This window comes from Butyricimonas sp. Marseille-P3923 (assembly GCF_900184685.1).
Lineage (GTDB): Bacteria > Bacteroidota > Bacteroidia > Bacteroidales > Marinifilaceae > Butyricimonas > Butyricimonas muris.
This window is the reverse complement of the sequence record NZ_FXXL01000004.1, coordinates 392,743-410,013: the sequence shown is the minus strand read 5'-3', so window position 1 is coordinate 410,013 and position 17,271 is coordinate 392,743. Positions and strand designations below refer to the sequence as shown.

The window sequence follows — 17,271 nt, the reverse complement described above, 5'->3', positions numbered from 1 at the left end:
TATTTACTTCTTTTCAATAGTGACATCCACTTCCGTTCCATCTTGTCGTAAAACCGTGATAACAGCTTTCTCGTTCTTAATTTTCACTATCGAAGATTGCAAGGCATCGGCGACATTTACCTCCCCGACGGGTTCCCCGTCTATCTTCAAAACACGTTCTCCCGGAGAAATCTTCTCTACCAATTCTCCCCAAACGCAAGCAATCACGACGTGACCATTCGCCACGGTGAAATCCACGTTCCATCTTTTCTTGTACAAATCTTGAGGTGCCGATTCAAAAGGCTCAAAATAAAAAGCACTCGAGGCGTAATCAATCGTCACCGTACCGTAGTCCAATAATTGTGAACCCAAACGGGAACACGGTGCATCCATCGATTCCGTGACAATATTCCGGAAACGTCCCGTGCTGACACGCAACTCAAATAAACGAATCAAATTATGTTCGCCGGCAGAGGCAGCCCCCGCCATACCGATACCACTACTACCGTATCCCTTGGATTGCAAAGCAGCGGCATTCTCCCGAAGAGCTTCCGATGCGGTCGCCGTGGTCATTTCATAGAAAGCTCCCGAACCGCTATCGAACATAACCGTTTCTATCACCCCCGCTCCCACGTTCAATTCTATAAACGGTATCTGCCCTTGCACGTGGAGCAACGGCAAACGATTCCTCAAATTAATACGGAAAGGGGAAATGTTATCGGTTATAATTATCTTTTTCTGACGAGAATCTATACGCACGACTGCCCCCGGAAATAACTCGCAACCAATCATTCCATCCACGCCGAATTGTTCGATAAGATGACCTTCAGGCATAATCGTGACCGGAATTTCTTCTATATTAATTCCCGGCTTTATCCCCATGGACAAACTTTTCAATTGTGTCTTCTCCAAAGTCATCGACTGATTGTGAGCATCCAGAATATTTTGCGTGCTTGTGGCGTCTAAAGAAAGACGCCGAGCCAGAGAATAGGTGATATAAGTAGGTGCACCCGTGTCAAAAATAAATTTTCCCGGGACGCCTTCTGCCCGCGCTTCAATGATAATCTTTCCGTTGATGGTCGTGTAAGGCACTTCTACATAAAAGGCAGGAGTTTCTGCCTTGGTCGTGAAACACGAAAAAGCAAGACTCACGACCAACAGACTAATATATAATTGTTTGAATTTCATACTGAATATTTTTAATTACTTTCCCTTACAAATCTCACGTGCCAGTTGAACAGCGGCAACGGCATCAACAATACCTCCCGATACACATAACCGGTCATATCCCCCGGTCGGCGCACCTTCACTATTGGTCGGATCATGCGGGAAGGGGACAGTAGCAGAAGGCGTCTGCCGGGCAGTGCGTACTAGAATATCCTTTATTCGTGAGGCTTTGAGCGAGGGGTAATAAGATTTCAACATGGCAGCGATACCGGTGACTACCGGAGCCGCTATTTTCGTACCCGTCACTTTACGATAGTTATCCCCGCGAACCGTTGTGTACAATTGCACGCCGGGAGCGAAGACATCGACACTACCTGCCCCGTAATTACTGTTGATATAAGGATTTCCCTCCATATCGGAGGCTCCGACCGTGATTATATTGGAGAACGCGTGTTTACACCCCTGACCTTGTGCCACCGGGAAATACGGGTCTTTCTCCGTGTCACGATAGTTATCGCCGGCAGAATGCACAATCAATACATCGTGTTTCTCGGCATAGGCAATAGCGTCATCTATCCATTTCGGGTTGTCCAACATATATTTCCCAAAACTGATGTTGATGATATCCGCTCCTTGTTCTACCGCATAACGAATGGCTAAAGCTATGTCCTTATCATACGTATCACCGGAGGAGGGGACGGCACGGATAAGCATCAATTCCACTTGATCGGAAATTCCCTTTATCCCCTTGGCGACACCGGGTGCGGCGGCAATGATGCCCGCCACGGCTGTTCCCTCGTCGGCTGCAGCAGAAAGGAAGTCATGATTCCCGTAATATTTGTTTGACAGGGTATTGAAATCATCGTTCGCCAAACTCCTCTCGTCGACCAATGCCGCCCACGCTTTTTCACACTCCTGACGCTGTGCCTCACTGCTTCTGTAGCGATTTCGATACAGGGTATCCCATTTCTTATTTTGATTCCCGAAGCTCCATATTATACTATAAGTATAGTAGGCGATTTTCTGAAGCGTATCACCGGATTGTTGCACTATCGGGTTCAAGGCTGCAAAATCTTCCAATGTAGGTTCACGATCGGGACATTTTTCTCGTAACAGCCGATCTAATTCTTCGACGCCTTTAGCTATATTGTAATTAAAACTTGCTCCCGTGTACAAAGATACTAACTGACTGTTCTTTGCAAATTTAAGATACCCGATATATTCGTTGCTTTCTTCATCACTTCTTTCCTTCCCGTGAAGTTCATCGAAACGATCCTTCACTTTCAAGAACTGCCGGAAGGCTTCATCGGAAGTCCTCTCGATTAACTTACCGTCAGGGGACGCTAGAAAATTCCAACCATGCAGGTCGTCACGATACCCGTTTTTATCGTCGTCTTTTCCATTCCCGGCAACTTCTTTCTTGTTTCGCCACAAGACGTTAGCCAAAGCCTCGTGTTGCACGTCAAAGCCCGCGTCAATTAACGCCACGACCACTTTTCGCTTTGGAGTAGTATTCTCCAGCTCGCGGTAAGCTTCTAAAATACCTGCCCCGTAAACTTTGTCTTTGGCAGGCGACAACAAGTGCCAATCGACAGGAGTTTGTGCTTCTGCCACTAACACGGCACACATGAACAACACGCTCCCGAATAATTTCTTTATTTTCATCACTCTATTTATTTAATACATTAATTACTTCATTTTATCCCCCTGTTGCTGTTTCAACATAGAAAGGAAATAGGGGAAATACTCGTTCCCCGGTGATACACTCCACGGGATTAGGAATTTCCCTTTCGCATCAAACAATATACAACGGGGGATGGACTTAATACGATATGCCTTGCAGAAAGCAGCGTCCTCGTCGGCAAAGAGATGAATGCCTTTGCCCTCGTGTCCGTTGTCCCTTAAAAATTGTTTCCAAACTTCTTTCTTACCCAAAGGTTCAACGACCACCGTCACGAACTGAACATTTTTATGTTCCGACTTCAATTCTTCCAAACGTGCCAAATCTTTCCGACAATTCGCAGAATCAAGTTTCCACACCTCTATATATAACGGTTTCCCTTGCAAATCGTGCAAACGAACGGTTTTCCCGTCGCTCGACTCGAGTTCAAAGTCCGGGGCATCCTTTCCGGGTTGCAAAGGTTCGTACAAGGCTACCAATTCCCGGGCTCTATTTATCAATTTTTCAGACACGGAACACAAATCCATATCCGTGAAAATATGCTCGATAAACGTGTTATCCCCTCGATCCAATTTTTCAGCTAATGCCCACATGACGTAACATTCTCTCACTCGCTCGCTCCGGATGTTATATAATACCCACGTGGCACGCCCCATCACGTCCAACTTGGGTTCCTTGAGAGCCAAGACTCTATTCACGAGGCGAATGATTTCGGGTTCCCGCAACGATTCCAAATCCGGGGTGTCGAGATTCATTTTCACGACCGTACTCGTGTCAGAAGCTTGTTGTTCCCGTGCATAAGCGGACACACAAACTCCCCATACAATCATAAATTGTATCAATAATTTTTTTCCCATTTGGAGTACAATTTATTTGTTCAACAACTCGATGATTTTATCTCGCAAAAGATTGCGACGCAAGTTTTTACCCACGATTTTCCCGTCTTTGCCAACCAGTATGATGTGAGGGATGGATTGTATGCCGAACAGTTTTCGCACCTCGGAATCATCCCATCCACCATCCGCCAAAGTACTGAGCCAAGGAATGTCCTCTTCTTTGCACGCTTCTTTCCATTTTTCCGAAGAGGCATCCAGAGAGATGCTCACGAAACGTACGCCTTTATCCTTGAACTCCTTGTATTGTTCTCGCAAACTTTTCATCTCCTGACGGCACGGACCACACCAAGATGCCCAAAAGTCGAGAACGAGAATATCTCCCTTCAAGGAATTCATTGTAACCGGATTACCATCCTCGTCCGACACGGTAAATTCCGGACAAACGAGTCCTTCGGCGGACACGGCCAAACCGTCAAGATGCTGTTTCAACAGACGTCCCCATGAACATTGTTGTGCCCGGGGAGTCAGCAACTCGTACAACTCTTTTGCCTTCGTGTAATTCTCTCTCCCCGCTTTCTCCGAAATGTAAGCCGAAAAGATATTATCGGGATGCTCACGCACGAACTCTTTCGTGAGGACAAATTCCGATTCTCCAACTAACAGCACTTGAGTCATCGCCTCGTCTGCCGCTTTTTGCTCCCCGGTATCCATCGCTTTTTTATATTCTTTTAAAAAACGCTCTTGCTTTGCCGTATAGTCTTCTTGGAGTTTGCCGTACTCTATGGACAAATCGTTTGCCGGAGCTCCTTTCAAGTACTTGGACGAGAAGGAGCGATAGGGGCACTCTATTCGCATTTTCTTTCCATCCATGAAGAACATGAATTGTTGCCGGTTCACTCTCAATACATATTGCCCGGGTTCTTCCAAAGTTCCCCGCAATTCAAAATCACCTCCATCGATTTTCGTGGAACAAATGACTTCTTCCTTGGGTGTCAACAAGAATGCTTTGCCGTATTTGGCTCCTTCCACGTTTCCCCGAATCGAGAAGGAGTATTGTTGTGTACCGGAACACCCGATACACAACAGCATGATAAAAATAATCCCTATTTTCATTATTCTTCTCCTAGCAAGATTTTACCGGTAAAATCATCATTCCATCCTTTCAGTAAACTGGCTTTAGCTCTTTCCAATGAATCGTCCTTCAAGAGGCTTTCCAAGGCAGATTGTATTTCCTGTGCCTGTGACACGTTTGTTTCCTCCAACAGATAATTCACTAAATAACCTATCACACCGATGTCTACTATCCCGCTTACACTCCCCCCGGATTGTAGCATTCCAACGAATAATTTCACCATTTTATCAATATCTTTCCGCTTGTATAATTGCCACATTTCCAACAAAGTTTTACAAGTCGGGGACACTGCTGCCACGTTGTTGTTTTCCAATAATAACACGATTTCCTCACAATCGGGTTGTGCCGGCTTTTTCTCGGCGGGAGAAGTCATCCAATGAAACACCGGCCATAAAATCATCACTTCCATCTTGGGACTCATCTGTTTCACCTGTTCTTCACTCAAAGTGAGTTTATCCCAATTCTTGATATAATCCAGACAAACCTGACTTTCCTGATAATCGATGTAACTGATAAAATCCTGTACACTTTGTTCCGCGTACCGTTGTTCCTCGGGCAAGAGCACGATATAACAATCCAATGCCCGACTCAGAGCCTGACGCTCTTTACTCTCTTTTAAATTAGCGATATAAGACGCTAAAAAATCGATATCACGTTTTCCCTGTTCGAATTCTTTCTTTTGCTGTTCCAACACGTTCGCTTGTCCCCAACCGCTCATGAAAGCAAAAACAGCAACGACTAGCAAAACGCCTTTCTTTACACAATTATTCATATCTCGTACGCTTAAATTGAACTACCTAATAATTTATCCACAAATTCTTCGAAACCATCGCCCGGACCGGGAACGTCGGTATCAATTATTTTCCCGTCTTTATCTATTATGATATACCGGGGAATACCGTGTATATCATAATCGTCCTGAAAGGGTGTCGATTTCGGGAAGGCAATCAAATTCTTAACTCCTAACAATTTGTATCTTGGCAAAGAGTATTTCCAATGATTGAATTTGCCCTCCTCGTCAATGGATATCGTGATAAATTCCACGTCCGCACGGTCTTTATACTTCTCTGCGACTTTCATAAAATAAGGTAATTTACGGATACATCCTCCACACCAAGTCGCCCACACGTCGATTATCAATATTTTACCCCTGAAATCTTGAAGAGAGTGCTCTTGTCTTTTATAGTCTATTAAAGTAAAGAGAGGAGCATCCTTTCCCGAACTCAAACGTTCCTTCGCGGCATACAAATCCATCACCAACTGCCTTAATTCTCCCTCCGGCATATATTGCTCGAATAGAGGGCGGGCTTTTTTCAATGCTTCCGTGTAGTTGAGAATAAAATCACTCCTAATCCCTGCAAAATAAGACAATATCAAATCGGAATTTCGGGATTCCAGTATTTGTTTGTATTTTTCGTACTCCAATTCATCCCGTTTATCGCCTAAAATCCGAGATGCCTCGTAACCGTCCGCCAAGGCTTTCACGTTGAAATAAGTATTTATGTTTCTTTCAAGATTGGGAAGTGCCAAAAACTCCCGCGAATCAAAACGTACGCCTTTCAATACTTTCCGTAACGCACTTTTATTCACACCGGCGTCCCGGTGTTGTCTATAATAATCGGCAACCAGATTTATTGCCTTCACTTGATTGGCAAGACGTGCCATTTCATCTTTCTTGTCACGGGCAAGAATCATTTTCTCCACAGCCGCTCTCTGCTTTAAAATCGATTCTACGGTGGCTCCCTCAAGATTGTAGGTGTTCCATTCTTTGATTACCTCATCTTGCAATGAAGTCCGGGATTGAGCATTCCCGCTGCACGGGAAAATAAAAAAGAGTAGTCCCAGTAAATTTACATACCAATAATTCATACAATACATTTTTTAATCAATACTAGAGTGGAAACTGTCTAACAAGAGAAACGTTAGACAGTTCCATTATTTGAAATATTTTTTTGATAATTAATTCATAGCCGGAATTTTAGCTATCGCCTCCAAATCCAAATCGTATTTAGTCTTCATGTAATTAAGAACGTATTGACGCTTTTCCCACAACAAGGGATTATTTGCTTTCGGATGCTTTGCTTCCAGTTCTTCCGAAGTGTACCTCATACCCAAATGTATGTAAGCGAAAAAGTTCTTACTCGGGTTGGTATTTCCAATACTCTTCAGCGCATCCATCCTCGTGTAAGTAACCGATAAACCGGGGAAACCGCGCTTCGCGTAATAATTGGGATTTCCCTCTGTTCCCGGATCGGATTCAACCTCTGTTCTATAGTCAATCCCTGTTTGAAATTCTTCCGGCATAATTATATTTCCCTTTTCATAGGCTTTCTCTAAAATTTTATACAAGATAACTCCTCTCCACTCCCAAAAATCTTCCGGGGTTTCCGGAGCTTCAAGTCTGCCATAGAGCATATCCGACATAGCATCCGATTCCCCATAGAACATACAAAGCGACCAATAATCCATCCCGTCAAAAATATTTTTCATGGGTGCTTTCAAATTGTAAGGTCCAAACACGAATGGAGCATGACAATCATAAACCATGTAATAATACATCGGAAACACCTTTTGAGTAATCGCCGGGTTCAGATAGGCAAAAACATGGTTTTTCATGAAACTAATCATGAACTCCGCTTGTTCATCACTCTTTAATCCCTCGCCAAAATAGGTCTGGCTTCCAATAGTTCCCGTCCATGTCCGATTCAAATCAGAGGCTTGGAAATCCTTGTAAATAATACACACGTTGAATTTCTCCTTGATAGCTACCACGTCATCATCCCATGAATTCGTGCCTTGAGGGAATTCAAATCGAACTAAATCTTCGCCACTCGCGTCGTCTGTCAATGTATCTTCATTATAGCAGGAAAAAAACAAGACGCAGCCTAACAAACTATATAAATAATATCTCCATTTCATAGCATATTCTCTTTAATTTCTTACTTCCGGTAACGGATTTTGTATCAACTTTCTGTTATCTTCCATCACATCCTGCGGGATAGGCCACGTGTAGAACGGGTCTTTTTCTTTCAACGTGTAACGCTTGATAACCTGTCCGTTACTCTTCCACTCGTGGGTGATGGACGGCATCCCGTAGCGACGCAGGTCAAACCAACGATGTCCCTCGAAACATAATTCCAACCGTCTTTCCAAACGGACACGTTCAATCAATGCATTTCCCGTTTCCGTCACCGAAACTGTGCCCGGCACAAAACGCTTCTCCAACAATGTTTCCAATGCTTGTTTAGCTGTTTTCTCATCCTTATCCAACGCAGCAGCCTCTGCCAAATTCAAATAGGCTTCCGCCAACCGAAACGCGTGAGCGAAGTTCGTGTTGCTAATAGGTTCATGGGCATAGTTCACCGCGAATTTCCCGTAAGGGGCGTATCCACCAAGATGCTGGTTATCTTTGGAATCGGTGTAAGGAGAACGCACGATATAATTCTCTTTACGAAGGTCCCCGGCTTTGAAAGCGTCAAGCAACCCGGAAGAAGCATTAAAGAAATTAGTTTCTAAGTTTTGTCCCGGTTTATAAGGGTCGGGAAATATCATTTCCTGCTTCACTAAATTCACAAATTTATCTATCTTCCCGAACACCCAAATCACTTCCGAACAATCTTGCGAAATAAAATTATAATACGGTTGTGCCGTCGTTTTCTGGGGCAAAGAGTTGAGGTCTGTCAACATGAAATCCCAATCATCAATCACTTTCTGTGCGTAAATAGCCGCATTTTTCCAATCCTCCATGTACAGGTAAACTCTGGATTTCAATAATTGCACCATGGGTAAACTGGTTCTGTAATCTTTCCGGTATTGTTGTTCCTTGGGCAATTTCTCGTATGATTTCTCGGCTTCATTCAAATCCGCCAAAATCTGAGCGTACACTTCTTCAACCGTGTTTCGTGGAAGTTCTTTCGCTTCCAACGCACTGGTTACTTTCAAGGGTACCCCCAATGCTTTCTTGTCATAGTTATAGGGAGCTCCCCACATATTTACCAACTGGAAATAATAGTAACCGCGCAAAGCGAAAGCCTGAGCTTTCACGATATTTTTTTCATCATCGGTTCCCGAAACTCCATCAATGTAATCCAACGCCGCATTCGCTCCCAAGATATAAGAATAGAACCAGTCCCAAGGGGATTGATACATCAAAGTACCTTCCTGTATAAAAATGTCCGGCTGCCACGCGTAAAGTTTCTCCAATAACAGAAAATCATCTCCCGTCATCACCATCGTGTTTATCGCACCTGCCGAATCCGAACACATGATATCATCGTCGAACATCAACAACAGATTCATGACCTCGTCCCCTCCTGCCGCTTGTATATAAGCATTCCCCAATAACATTTCATTCAAGGCGGCAGCTTCTCTCGGGATATATTCACTTTGCGATTTGGGTTCCAAGAAATCCGAACAAGCGGCTAATAAACCCGCGCATAATATTATCAATAACTTTTTCATCATCCTACATTTTTAAAATCCAATATTAATTCCCACGGAATAATTCTTCGGATGCACACTATCCCCCAATTCCGGGTCAAAACCGTTAAAGCGCTTGCTTGCTATAACAAATAAATTTGAAACCGTGGCGTTCAAGGAAAGCGTCTTCAACCCCATCCGTTTGCACCAATCTTCGCCAATCCGCCAAGACAATGACAATTGCCTGCAACGCAAGAATGAAGCATCCGCCACCAAAGCATCAGATTGTTCCCACACTCTCATCCACTGTTCCTCCGAACCATTCGGTAAAACAACATTACTACTCAGCGTCGTCACCAATCCGGGGATTTTCGTGTAGTTTTCATCTCCCGGTTTCTTCCAACGTTTGGTTAAATCCTTACTCAAATTCACATCCGAATCAGGGATTTTCGCTCCATTAGGTATATTGGCGTATGGAGAAGGCAAACGTTTTTTGCATCCTAACAACAGGGAGAAACCGGATGAAAGTGTCAACGTCTTCCAACGTAAACTGAAATTCAATCCCCCGGTGAAATTCGGTTCTTTCGTACCGGAATACACCAAGTAAGTAGTCGGGTCTACCCCGGAATTTCTTTCAGCTTCCGGCACATCAAGATAATTAAACAAGGGGCGACCATCCTCACTGCTTAACCCGGCAAAAGAATAAGACCAAAAACCTCCCACCGGATAACCTTTTTTCAAGATTTTCTCGCTATTACCGGCAAGTAACTCATCTCTTGTGGCTTCGTATTCTTCTTTTCCTGTTTTATTCCAGTTTTTTGAAGAGTTCAACGCGATACTTAAAGCCCAATCTTTAGTCCTTACCGGGGTAAAGCTAACCGTGAACTCAACTCCTTCGTTCGTTATTTTTCCCCCGTTCATTTTCATATCCGACATTCCGTATTCGGAAGGCAAATCTTGGGTGACAATAACATTCGAATTTCTTCTATAATAATCAACCACAACATCAAATATATTAAGCAAGGTCATATCCACACCCCAATCCCAAGACTTTGTTTTTTCCCAAGAAAGATTCGGGTTCGGCAAACCGGAGATTTTCGAGTAATGCTGGTTATAGACCGAAAGAATACCATATTGTCTTAATGTCAAATCCGGTCCCAATTTAGTCATCGCATTTCCCTGTATTCCATAGGTGGCACGAACGTTAAAGTTGTTCAACCAATTCTTTATTCCCGCTAACCACGGCTCATCCATCACTCTCCAAGACAAACCGAAAGAATATGTCGGGTCAAACCGGTTATTCACGTCCTGCCCGAAACGATTGGACTCGTCATTTCGCATCGAGAAATTAAAGACGTAACGATTTTTCAACGAGTAAGCCACTGTCGCGAAGAAAGAAAGGTAATTATCCGTATTCTTGGTGCGCGTCCATCCTGTCCCGCTCCCGTAAATCTCATCCAATATTCCCCAACCGGAAACAGCATTACTCAAGGGACGCAATTCATCCGGCGGCGTGGGTTTTACCAGAGTTTCTCCCCGGTCGGGCATATATCCCCATACTTTATTAGCATTGTTGGTAACAGCAGAGGAACGAAGTTCCATTGCCAGCATGGCATTCAGACGATGGTCCTCGTTAAAGGATTTGGATATTAACACTTTGTTCTGGATATTATAAGCACGTTGCGTGGCATCCGTGGTAAACAACACACCCCCGAAAGGTAAAAGTGCCGCTTTAAATAATGAACTGTTCGGTTCCGCCGCTCCATAATCATACCCGCGATACCTCCAAGCCACACGGAACGTTCTCTCCGTGTTATAAGTTTCCCCGTTGGTGTTCGAGGCTGTATATCCCCCGGTAAATTCATAACTCAACCAATCCAGTATATTCCACCTGAAGTTAAGGGCGGCAGATACATGCAAATTTTTGTTGGTAGAGCCGCTATTATCCCGTTCATTGATAAAATTGTAACTTAAGCTCTGTACATTTCTATTGTATAGATAAGTTGCCCGTTTTTGATAATATACCGGATTCCCCTCTTCGTCATAAGCCGGGATGGAACGACTCGTTGTCGTGGCATACGACATCGGATTCACTTCTTCGCCAAAAGCCTTTGTTGTACTGGAAGTTGCATTCAAACTGGCATCCAAACGCACTTTCTCGTGTAAACGTATATTCACCGCTACCCGACCGGTCATTCTCTCGTTGGAGTTTCCGATTTCCTGTCCCAACGTGTTGTTATACCCTAAAGAAACATTGTAAGTTACCGCTTCAGTACCTCCTGCCAAACTCACGTTATGACTATGACTGACAGCCGAACGGGTTAACAAATCGAACCAATCCGTATTCACCGTCGACAAAAAAGTCTTTCTCTTCATGAATTCATCATAACTTAAATCGCCCGCCAGATACATTTTCATGGCTCCCTCGTAAGTATACGGCTGAGTTATCGGTTCTTCCATGTAATACACCCCGGCATTATACACGTCTTGCGAGAACTGTACGCGCTCCTTGGAGTTCATGTAATTGAACATCCCGTAATTAGGGCGGGTGTTAATAGTCATGTTGCCCGTGTAGTTCACGGTCAACCTGCCTGCTTTTCCTTTCTTGGTGGTAATCACGATTACCCCATTAGAAGCCTTTGAACCGTAAACAGCCGTGGCTGAAGCATCTTTCAGCACGGTAATCGTTTCTATATCCATCGGGTTCAACCAAGAAATCTGACTACCCACAATGTCTTTCAGGTCTTGAGTCATAACGTCCGCGGTTTCCAACTCCAAAGGGTCATTCTGTACAATACCGTCTACCACCCATAACGGGGCTTGGTTTCCAAAAATAGTCGTTGTTCCCCTCAATTTGATTTTCGGGGTTGTTCCCACCCGGGAACTCGTGTTCATCACCACCATACCGGCGACCTGCCCCTGCAACATCTGGTCTATCGAGTTATACGCCGGCATCATGACATCAGCGGCTTTCACGCTCGTGTAGGAACCGACCATATCCCTGCGGTTGACAGTATTGTACCCCGTCGATACCACCACCTCATCCATAACATGGGAATCTTCTTCCAACACCACATTCAATGTTTCCTGTCCGTTCCACTTGACTTCTTTGGTCTTCAGCCCGATAAACGAGAACACGAAGACAAGGCTATCCTGTTTCGCGACACTTATAGCGTATTGTCCGTCCCCGTTCGTGGAAACACCCACGGTAGTACCCTTGATTAAAATAGTCACCCCGGGTAGAGGCGCACCGTCCTTATCCACGACCTTTCCTCGAACCGTAACTTTTTCAATCTTGGCAGCCTTCGTTTCCTTTTGCTTAATCACGATGATGTTTTCTTGCACGACATAAGATAGTCCCGTACCTTTCAAACAAATATCCAATGCTTCCGGTACAGTTTTTTCTTTAATGTCCACACTCACTTTGCCCACTTTTGCCAAATCATTGGCATTGTAAGCGAACACGAAGCCGGATTGCTTCTCGATATTCCAGATGACCTCTTTCAAGGTAGCATCCTTCATGGAGAGATTAATAACACTTTTCTGCTCTTGTGCCATTATCAATCCGGGACAAAACAAACATAGAAATAAGGTTACTCGACAAAACAGTAACACATACTTCATTTTTATTCCCCAAGGATAGGGAAACCAATGATTTTTTTTCATAGCTTTGAACGTTTATTATTTAAATTACAGTACTTCAACATGAAGTGCCGTGAGCGGAAGGTGTGCCACCACCTTCCGTTTTATTTTTGTTTCTTTATGAATATCTTTCGTCCCTCGACACGGGTTTCCACCGTTCCCGTGGCTTCAAACACTTTCAGCAAAGGCTCTATGGTAGAATGACGATTAAAATTACACCCGAAAGGATACCATTTTACCTCTTCATCCAAATACACGACCTCCACATCATACCAACGAGCCACGCTCTTCATCACCTCGCACAAAGGTTTTTCTTCAAAACGAAGCCGCCCGTCTTTCCATGCAATCACGCTACTCACGTCGACATCTCTCACTTGTAAACCATTTCCCTGACGACTACATTCAACTTGTTCTCCCGGTTTCAGCACGACTGTTTTATCACTATCATTCGAGGAAACCCGCACAGAACCACTCACTAGAGTAGTTTGAATTACAGTATCTTCAGTATAAGCGGAAACATTAAATTCCGTTCCTAATACCTGTACATTCATCCCGGCAGTTTTCACGACAAACGGGGCATTCTCGTCATGAACTACTTGAAAGTACCCTTCTCCCTCGAGTTCCACGATTCGATTATTACCATCAAATTGCACGGGGAAACGAAGTTTTGACTCCGCATTTAAATAAACGACGGTACCATCAGACAGTGTCAATGAAAACTCCCCTCCCCGCGGGATAACCAATTCATTATAGATTAGAGCACTCTTTTTATTATCAATCGCATTTTCATACGTGATATGCTCTTTCTGCACATTAATTTTAGTTCCGTCTTTCTCTTCCAACAGGCGCTGTTGCTGATTCTCCATGAACACGGAAGTACCGTCGCCCATTATCAAATAAGCTTTGCGAGTTCCGGATGCGATTGTTTCCACACTCTCCATTCCAGAACCACTCTCGTACAGCTGCAAGTACATCACCCCAATCACAAGTAGAGGAAGCAACAATACAGCGGCATATTTCCCCAAGCGAATCCATCGCATCCTACGCCGCCCGGAAAAACGTTTCGCTTGTAAACCTTTCCACCCGGCATCTATGTCTATAGCACGGGAAACTTTTCCTTTCTCCCGCTTGTAAGCCTCTGAAGTCACTTTCCTAAACCATTCCCTATGCCGCTCGGAAGCAACCAGCCAATCATTCAAACGCACGTGTTCCTCCTCTGTCAAATTTCCTGCCAGATACTTCCCAACTAAAATCGCGATATCAAAATAAATTTTATCCATTTCTCGTGTAAAGATTTTTATCTCACTCTTTCCCTTACAACACAAGAAACAAGATATAGGGTATGTCGGTCTTTGAAATTTTATTATTTATTAACTATTCAGGAGAATAAAGAAAATAGTTTCCAACAAGTAATAATGCCCTTTCATGCTCTCCTTCAGTTTTTTATACGCTTCCTTTTTATACGCGTGAACGGCATGACCGGATACGCCCATTTTTTCAGCAATCTCAGAATTCTTCAATCCTTCCAGAGCATAATGAATGACACTCCGCATTTGCGGGGGCAATTCCTCTATAGAACGATAAAATACTCTATACGCCTCTTCCTCCATCATTTGCTCTTGAAAAAATTCATCCGATTCAATAGCCATCCCCTCTTCTATCTCAACTCTCTCGAGCCTATCTCGAAGTTGATTTAAACAAGCATGACGAACGACCACATAAAGGAACGACTTTATTTTATAGTAATTGTCAAAATCAGCGTGACGGTCCCAGTATTTTACAAAAGCTTCCTGTACCACATCTGCCGCCGCCTCCCGTTCTCCAAGATAACGTTCGGCAAACAAACAAAGTGCAGTATAGAATTCATCGAATAGCAATCGAAAGGCTTTCTCGTCACCATTCTGCAATGCTCTCAAGGATTTCTCCATAATGTTCCTTTTATAAAATACTAATATGCTTACAAAGATAGAAAAAATCATCAAGTGATAATAAGCAAAAAAAGAATCGCATAAATAATTTATATTTATACGATTCTTATCAAGAAGCAAGTCTATACGCAACACTAGACTTAATAACACACTACAATAATATTTCGCTTCTGTTTACTCTAGCGTCCCCGTCTTCTCACCCAGATAAAAATAGCCCAGATCGCCAAGGCTACCGGTAAACATCCCATGAAACCAATCTTAGAAATATACATTCCCGTATCCCCGATATTCACAGCATTATCGGGTGCCGTCGGGCGCCGGACATCAATAGGCACTTCTTCATCGGACATCCAGAAGAATGACCCACTGACCAACGAGTAATTTGCCGCCCTGACGTTTTTACGACTGATACTGATCTCCCCGTTACTGATACAATCCGCATCGCCTAGAATGACAATCTTTTGCTCTTTATCTCCCACTTTCCGAGAAAGAGCCAAAGCAGTGACGTACGTCCGTTCCACTTCTCCAACAGCAGGATTAAGCCGTACCGTGTCATCAACAAAATCCGTTGTTTCCACTTCATTCCAACACCCCACGGTATCGCTGGCAAAAAGCGGTGTTACATGAAACCCTTTGTCCTCCATGTATTCCAAGCCCGTGCAACCGGGCATTGTCAACACTCTTTCCCGATCGATCATATCTTTAAAAATATAAGACAACTCTCCCGCCTCGGAAGTCGGCCTGGCGATAATAAAATCAGCTTGGAAATTTTCACTCGGGTGAACCAATCGTCCCGGCATAAATTGCACCCCTAGTGACCGGATAATCGGATTCATGATTTCCTGCCTGCGGGGTTCCCCTGCAATCAAAATATTACCACCTTTCTCGATATACCGGTTCAGTCGCTGCATTTCTTCCCCGGAGAAAGGAGTCCTTACATCGGCAAGCACCAATATCGCCAAATGTTCCGGAATATCTTTATCAAGAGTTATTTCCTCAAAATCAAATCCTTGATTAATCAGTGAATACCGGAACGGTTTATCTTGGGCAAAACGATTATAATCCCTGTCACCTTCCCGAACACAATCCCGTTCCCCGTGTCCCTTAATGAACCCGACAACCGGAAGTTGCATCACTAGCCGCTTGAAAGCAGCCGTGATTTCACTCTCAAAAGGATGGCGATACATATCATCAAATATCCGCAAGAAAGTTTGCTGTCCGTTATCCCGCTTCAACTGACGCACGAACCGATTCCCCTCGGGACTCAAATCTATTTGTTCCCGAATCTGCTCCGGCGTTAAAAACATATTCGTATCCAGATCCCATGAATTAGCCGTCTTTACCATCCGTTCCCGATCGTTCAGTTCCGGGAAACGCCTGTCCAATTGCGGGTTATTCGCCTTATCGTAATAATACACGTATTTCATTCTAATTTCAGGCTTAAATCTCCGGTATTGCTTGAAACGATCCAGATCTTGATTCACATAACGAGGTAAAGCAACCGTGTAATACTCATCCAACAAATTGGTATAAGTCGTGATCGTCAACCCACCTTCCATTTTATTCACGATCTCCTGACTGTTAGGCGTCAATGTTCTCACCTTAGTACGGGTCGTATCATAAAATCCCATCAAGTTCGGACGAGAACTCAAATACCCAAAAAACATGGCAAGACAAATTACCCCCATATATTTCCCGAAAGAAATAACTGCAGAACTTTTTTGACGAATGGATTTCAATCTCAATACAGCCAACGAGAGAAAAAGAGCGATTACAATTAAAAAGTAAAGAACATCTTCACTACAAATCAACCCATTGATAAATTCCGCCGCACGACCGTTAATAGACAGCCAATAAGTAATATCACGCACGAACTCCATCTCCTGCCACATTCCCCCGACAAAATTCAACACAGCTAATACCGCTAACGTCCCCATTGCCGCAACGACTTGATAAGAAGTTAAACTCGACATAAAAAGCCCGATAGCAGCATAAGCACACGTCAACAAATATAATCCCAGTAAACCGGATAGAACTACCGGGAAATCTATCATCTTAATCGTGAAAACGCCATAAATACCAAAAATAAACAGGACGAACATCAATATCAAACCATAAAACATCATGGACAAAAATTTACCCAAAATGATTTGTATATTCGTCACCGGAGAAGAATACAGTAATTTAATGGAACCACTCCCCAACTCCCGGCTCATCAACCCCATGGTCAACAAAGGAATATAGAAATAGAGATATTGCTGTACTTCCGTGAACAGCCCGAACCGACCGGAGAACACGTTCAACGTTACACTCCGCAATGTATATCCTAATTCCTGATTCCGAACCATTCCCCCGAATATATCGGAAAAATACATTCCCACTTGAAACGTGAAAATCACAATAATCAACCACGCCACGGGCGAATAAAACAAAGTTTGCATCTCCGTCCGGGCAATCCTATATATCATCTTCATATTTTTTTCTTAT

12 protein-coding genes are annotated in these 17,271 nt (G+C 43.7%); all 12 read right to left on the bottom strand.

Annotated features, from left to right (window positions below; all coding sequences use genetic code 11):
• Nucleotides 1-3: 3 nt before the first annotated feature.
• Complete coding sequence (locus CS948_RS03465) at nt 4-1,167, bottom strand: retropepsin-like aspartic protease (RefSeq protein ID WP_099290354.1); 1,164 nt, start codon at nt 1,165-1,167, stop codon at nt 4-6.
• A gap of 15 nt (nt 1,168-1,182) precedes the next feature.
• The gene (locus CS948_RS03460) at nt 1,183-2,811 is read right to left on the bottom strand and encodes a S8 family serine peptidase (protein ID WP_099290353.1); all 1,629 of its coding nucleotides are present in this window, start codon (nt 2,809-2,811) and stop codon (nt 1,183-1,185) included.
• 24 nt (nt 2,812-2,835) lie between these two features.
• Complete coding sequence (locus CS948_RS03455) at nt 2,836-3,684, bottom strand: TlpA disulfide reductase family protein (RefSeq protein ID WP_099290352.1); 849 nt, start codon at nt 3,682-3,684, stop codon at nt 2,836-2,838.
• A gap of 12 nt (nt 3,685-3,696) precedes the next feature.
• Entirely contained in the window at nt 3,697-4,776 is a 1,080-nt protein-coding gene (locus CS948_RS03450) for a TlpA disulfide reductase family protein (RefSeq protein WP_099290351.1), read from the bottom strand.
• Nucleotides 4,776-5,567 carry a hypothetical protein gene (locus tag CS948_RS03445; RefSeq protein WP_099290350.1) on the bottom strand — a complete coding sequence of 264 codons (792 nt, stop codon included), beginning with the start codon at nt 5,565-5,567 and terminating at the stop codon, nt 4,776-4,778. The genes CS948_RS03450 and CS948_RS03445 overlap by 1 nt, the downstream gene beginning before the upstream one ends.
• 11 nt (nt 5,568-5,578) lie before the next feature.
• Nucleotides 5,579-6,664 carry a TlpA disulfide reductase family protein gene (locus CS948_RS03440; RefSeq protein WP_176554895.1) on the bottom strand — a complete coding sequence of 362 codons (1,086 nt, stop codon included), beginning with the start codon at nt 6,662-6,664 and terminating at the stop codon, nt 5,579-5,581.
• Nucleotides 6,665-6,754: 90 nt separating this feature from the next.
• Nucleotides 6,755-7,714: a hypothetical protein gene (locus CS948_RS03435; RefSeq protein ID WP_099290348.1), complete on the bottom strand. Its 960-nt coding sequence runs from the start codon at nt 7,712-7,714 to the stop codon at nt 6,755-6,757.
• A 12-nt stretch (nt 7,715-7,726) separates the two neighbouring features.
• Nucleotides 7,727-9,256 (bottom strand): RagB/SusD family nutrient uptake outer membrane protein, encoded by a 1,530-nt coding sequence (locus CS948_RS03430; protein WP_099290347.1) that lies wholly within the window; start codon nt 9,254-9,256, stop codon nt 7,727-7,729.
• Nucleotides 9,257-9,268: 12 nt separating this feature from the next.
• Nucleotides 9,269-12,880 carry a SusC/RagA family TonB-linked outer membrane protein gene (locus CS948_RS03425; protein ID WP_369689223.1) on the bottom strand — a complete coding sequence of 1,204 codons (3,612 nt, stop codon included), beginning with the start codon at nt 12,878-12,880 and terminating at the stop codon, nt 9,269-9,271.
• A gap of 80 nt (nt 12,881-12,960) precedes the next feature.
• Nucleotides 12,961-14,136: a FecR family protein gene (locus CS948_RS03420; RefSeq protein ID WP_099290346.1), complete on the bottom strand. Its 1,176-nt coding sequence runs from the start codon at nt 14,134-14,136 to the stop codon at nt 12,961-12,963.
• A gap of 90 nt (nt 14,137-14,226) precedes the next feature.
• Nucleotides 14,227-14,784 carry an RNA polymerase sigma factor gene (locus CS948_RS03415; RefSeq protein ID WP_099290345.1) on the bottom strand — a complete coding sequence of 186 codons (558 nt, stop codon included), beginning with the start codon at nt 14,782-14,784 and terminating at the stop codon, nt 14,227-14,229.
• A 179-nt stretch (nt 14,785-14,963) separates the two neighbouring features.
• On the bottom strand, nt 14,964-17,258 hold the full coding sequence (locus CS948_RS03410; RefSeq protein ID WP_099290344.1) for a Gldg family protein: 2,295 nt from the start codon (nt 17,256-17,258) through the stop codon (nt 14,964-14,966).
• Nucleotides 17,259-17,271: the final 13 nt, after the last annotated feature.

Excerpts from the sequence above, each read along its gene's own strand:
- CS948_RS03465 (WP_099290354.1), bottom strand. The coding sequence starts at position 1,167 with ATGAAATTCAAACAATTATATATTAGTCTGTTGGTCGTGAGTCTTGCT.
- CS948_RS03460 (WP_099290353.1), bottom strand. The coding sequence starts at position 2,811 with ATGAAAATAAAGAAATTATTCGGGAGCGTGTTGTTCATGTGTGCCGTG.
- CS948_RS03455 (WP_099290352.1), bottom strand. The coding sequence starts at position 3,684 with ATGGGAAAAAAATTATTGATACAATTTATGATTGTATGGGGAGTTTGT.
- CS948_RS03450 (WP_099290351.1), bottom strand. The coding sequence starts at position 4,776 with ATGAAAATAGGGATTATTTTTATCATGCTGTTGTGTATCGGGTGTTCC.
- CS948_RS03445 (WP_099290350.1), bottom strand. The coding sequence starts at position 5,567 with ATGAATAATTGTGTAAAGAAAGGCGTTTTGCTAGTCGTTGCTGTTTTT.
- CS948_RS03440 (WP_176554895.1), bottom strand. The coding sequence starts at position 6,664 with ATGAATTATTGGTATGTAAATTTACTGGGACTACTCTTTTTTATTTTC.
- CS948_RS03435 (WP_099290348.1), bottom strand. The coding sequence starts at position 7,714 with ATGAAATGGAGATATTATTTATATAGTTTGTTAGGCTGCGTCTTGTTT.
- CS948_RS03430 (WP_099290347.1), bottom strand. The coding sequence starts at position 9,256 with ATGAAAAAGTTATTGATAATATTATGCGCGGGTTTATTAGCCGCTTGT.
- CS948_RS03425 (WP_369689223.1), bottom strand. The coding sequence starts at position 12,880 with ATGAAAAAAAATCATTGGTTTCCCTATCCTTGGGGAATAAAAATGAAG.
- CS948_RS03420 (WP_099290346.1), bottom strand. The coding sequence starts at position 14,136 with ATGGATAAAATTTATTTTGATATCGCGATTTTAGTTGGGAAGTATCTG.
- CS948_RS03415 (WP_099290345.1), bottom strand. The coding sequence starts at position 14,784 with ATGGAGAAATCCTTGAGAGCATTGCAGAATGGTGACGAGAAAGCCTTT.
- CS948_RS03410 (WP_099290344.1), bottom strand. The coding sequence starts at position 17,258 with ATGAAGATGATATATAGGATTGCCCGGACGGAGATGCAAACTTTGTTT.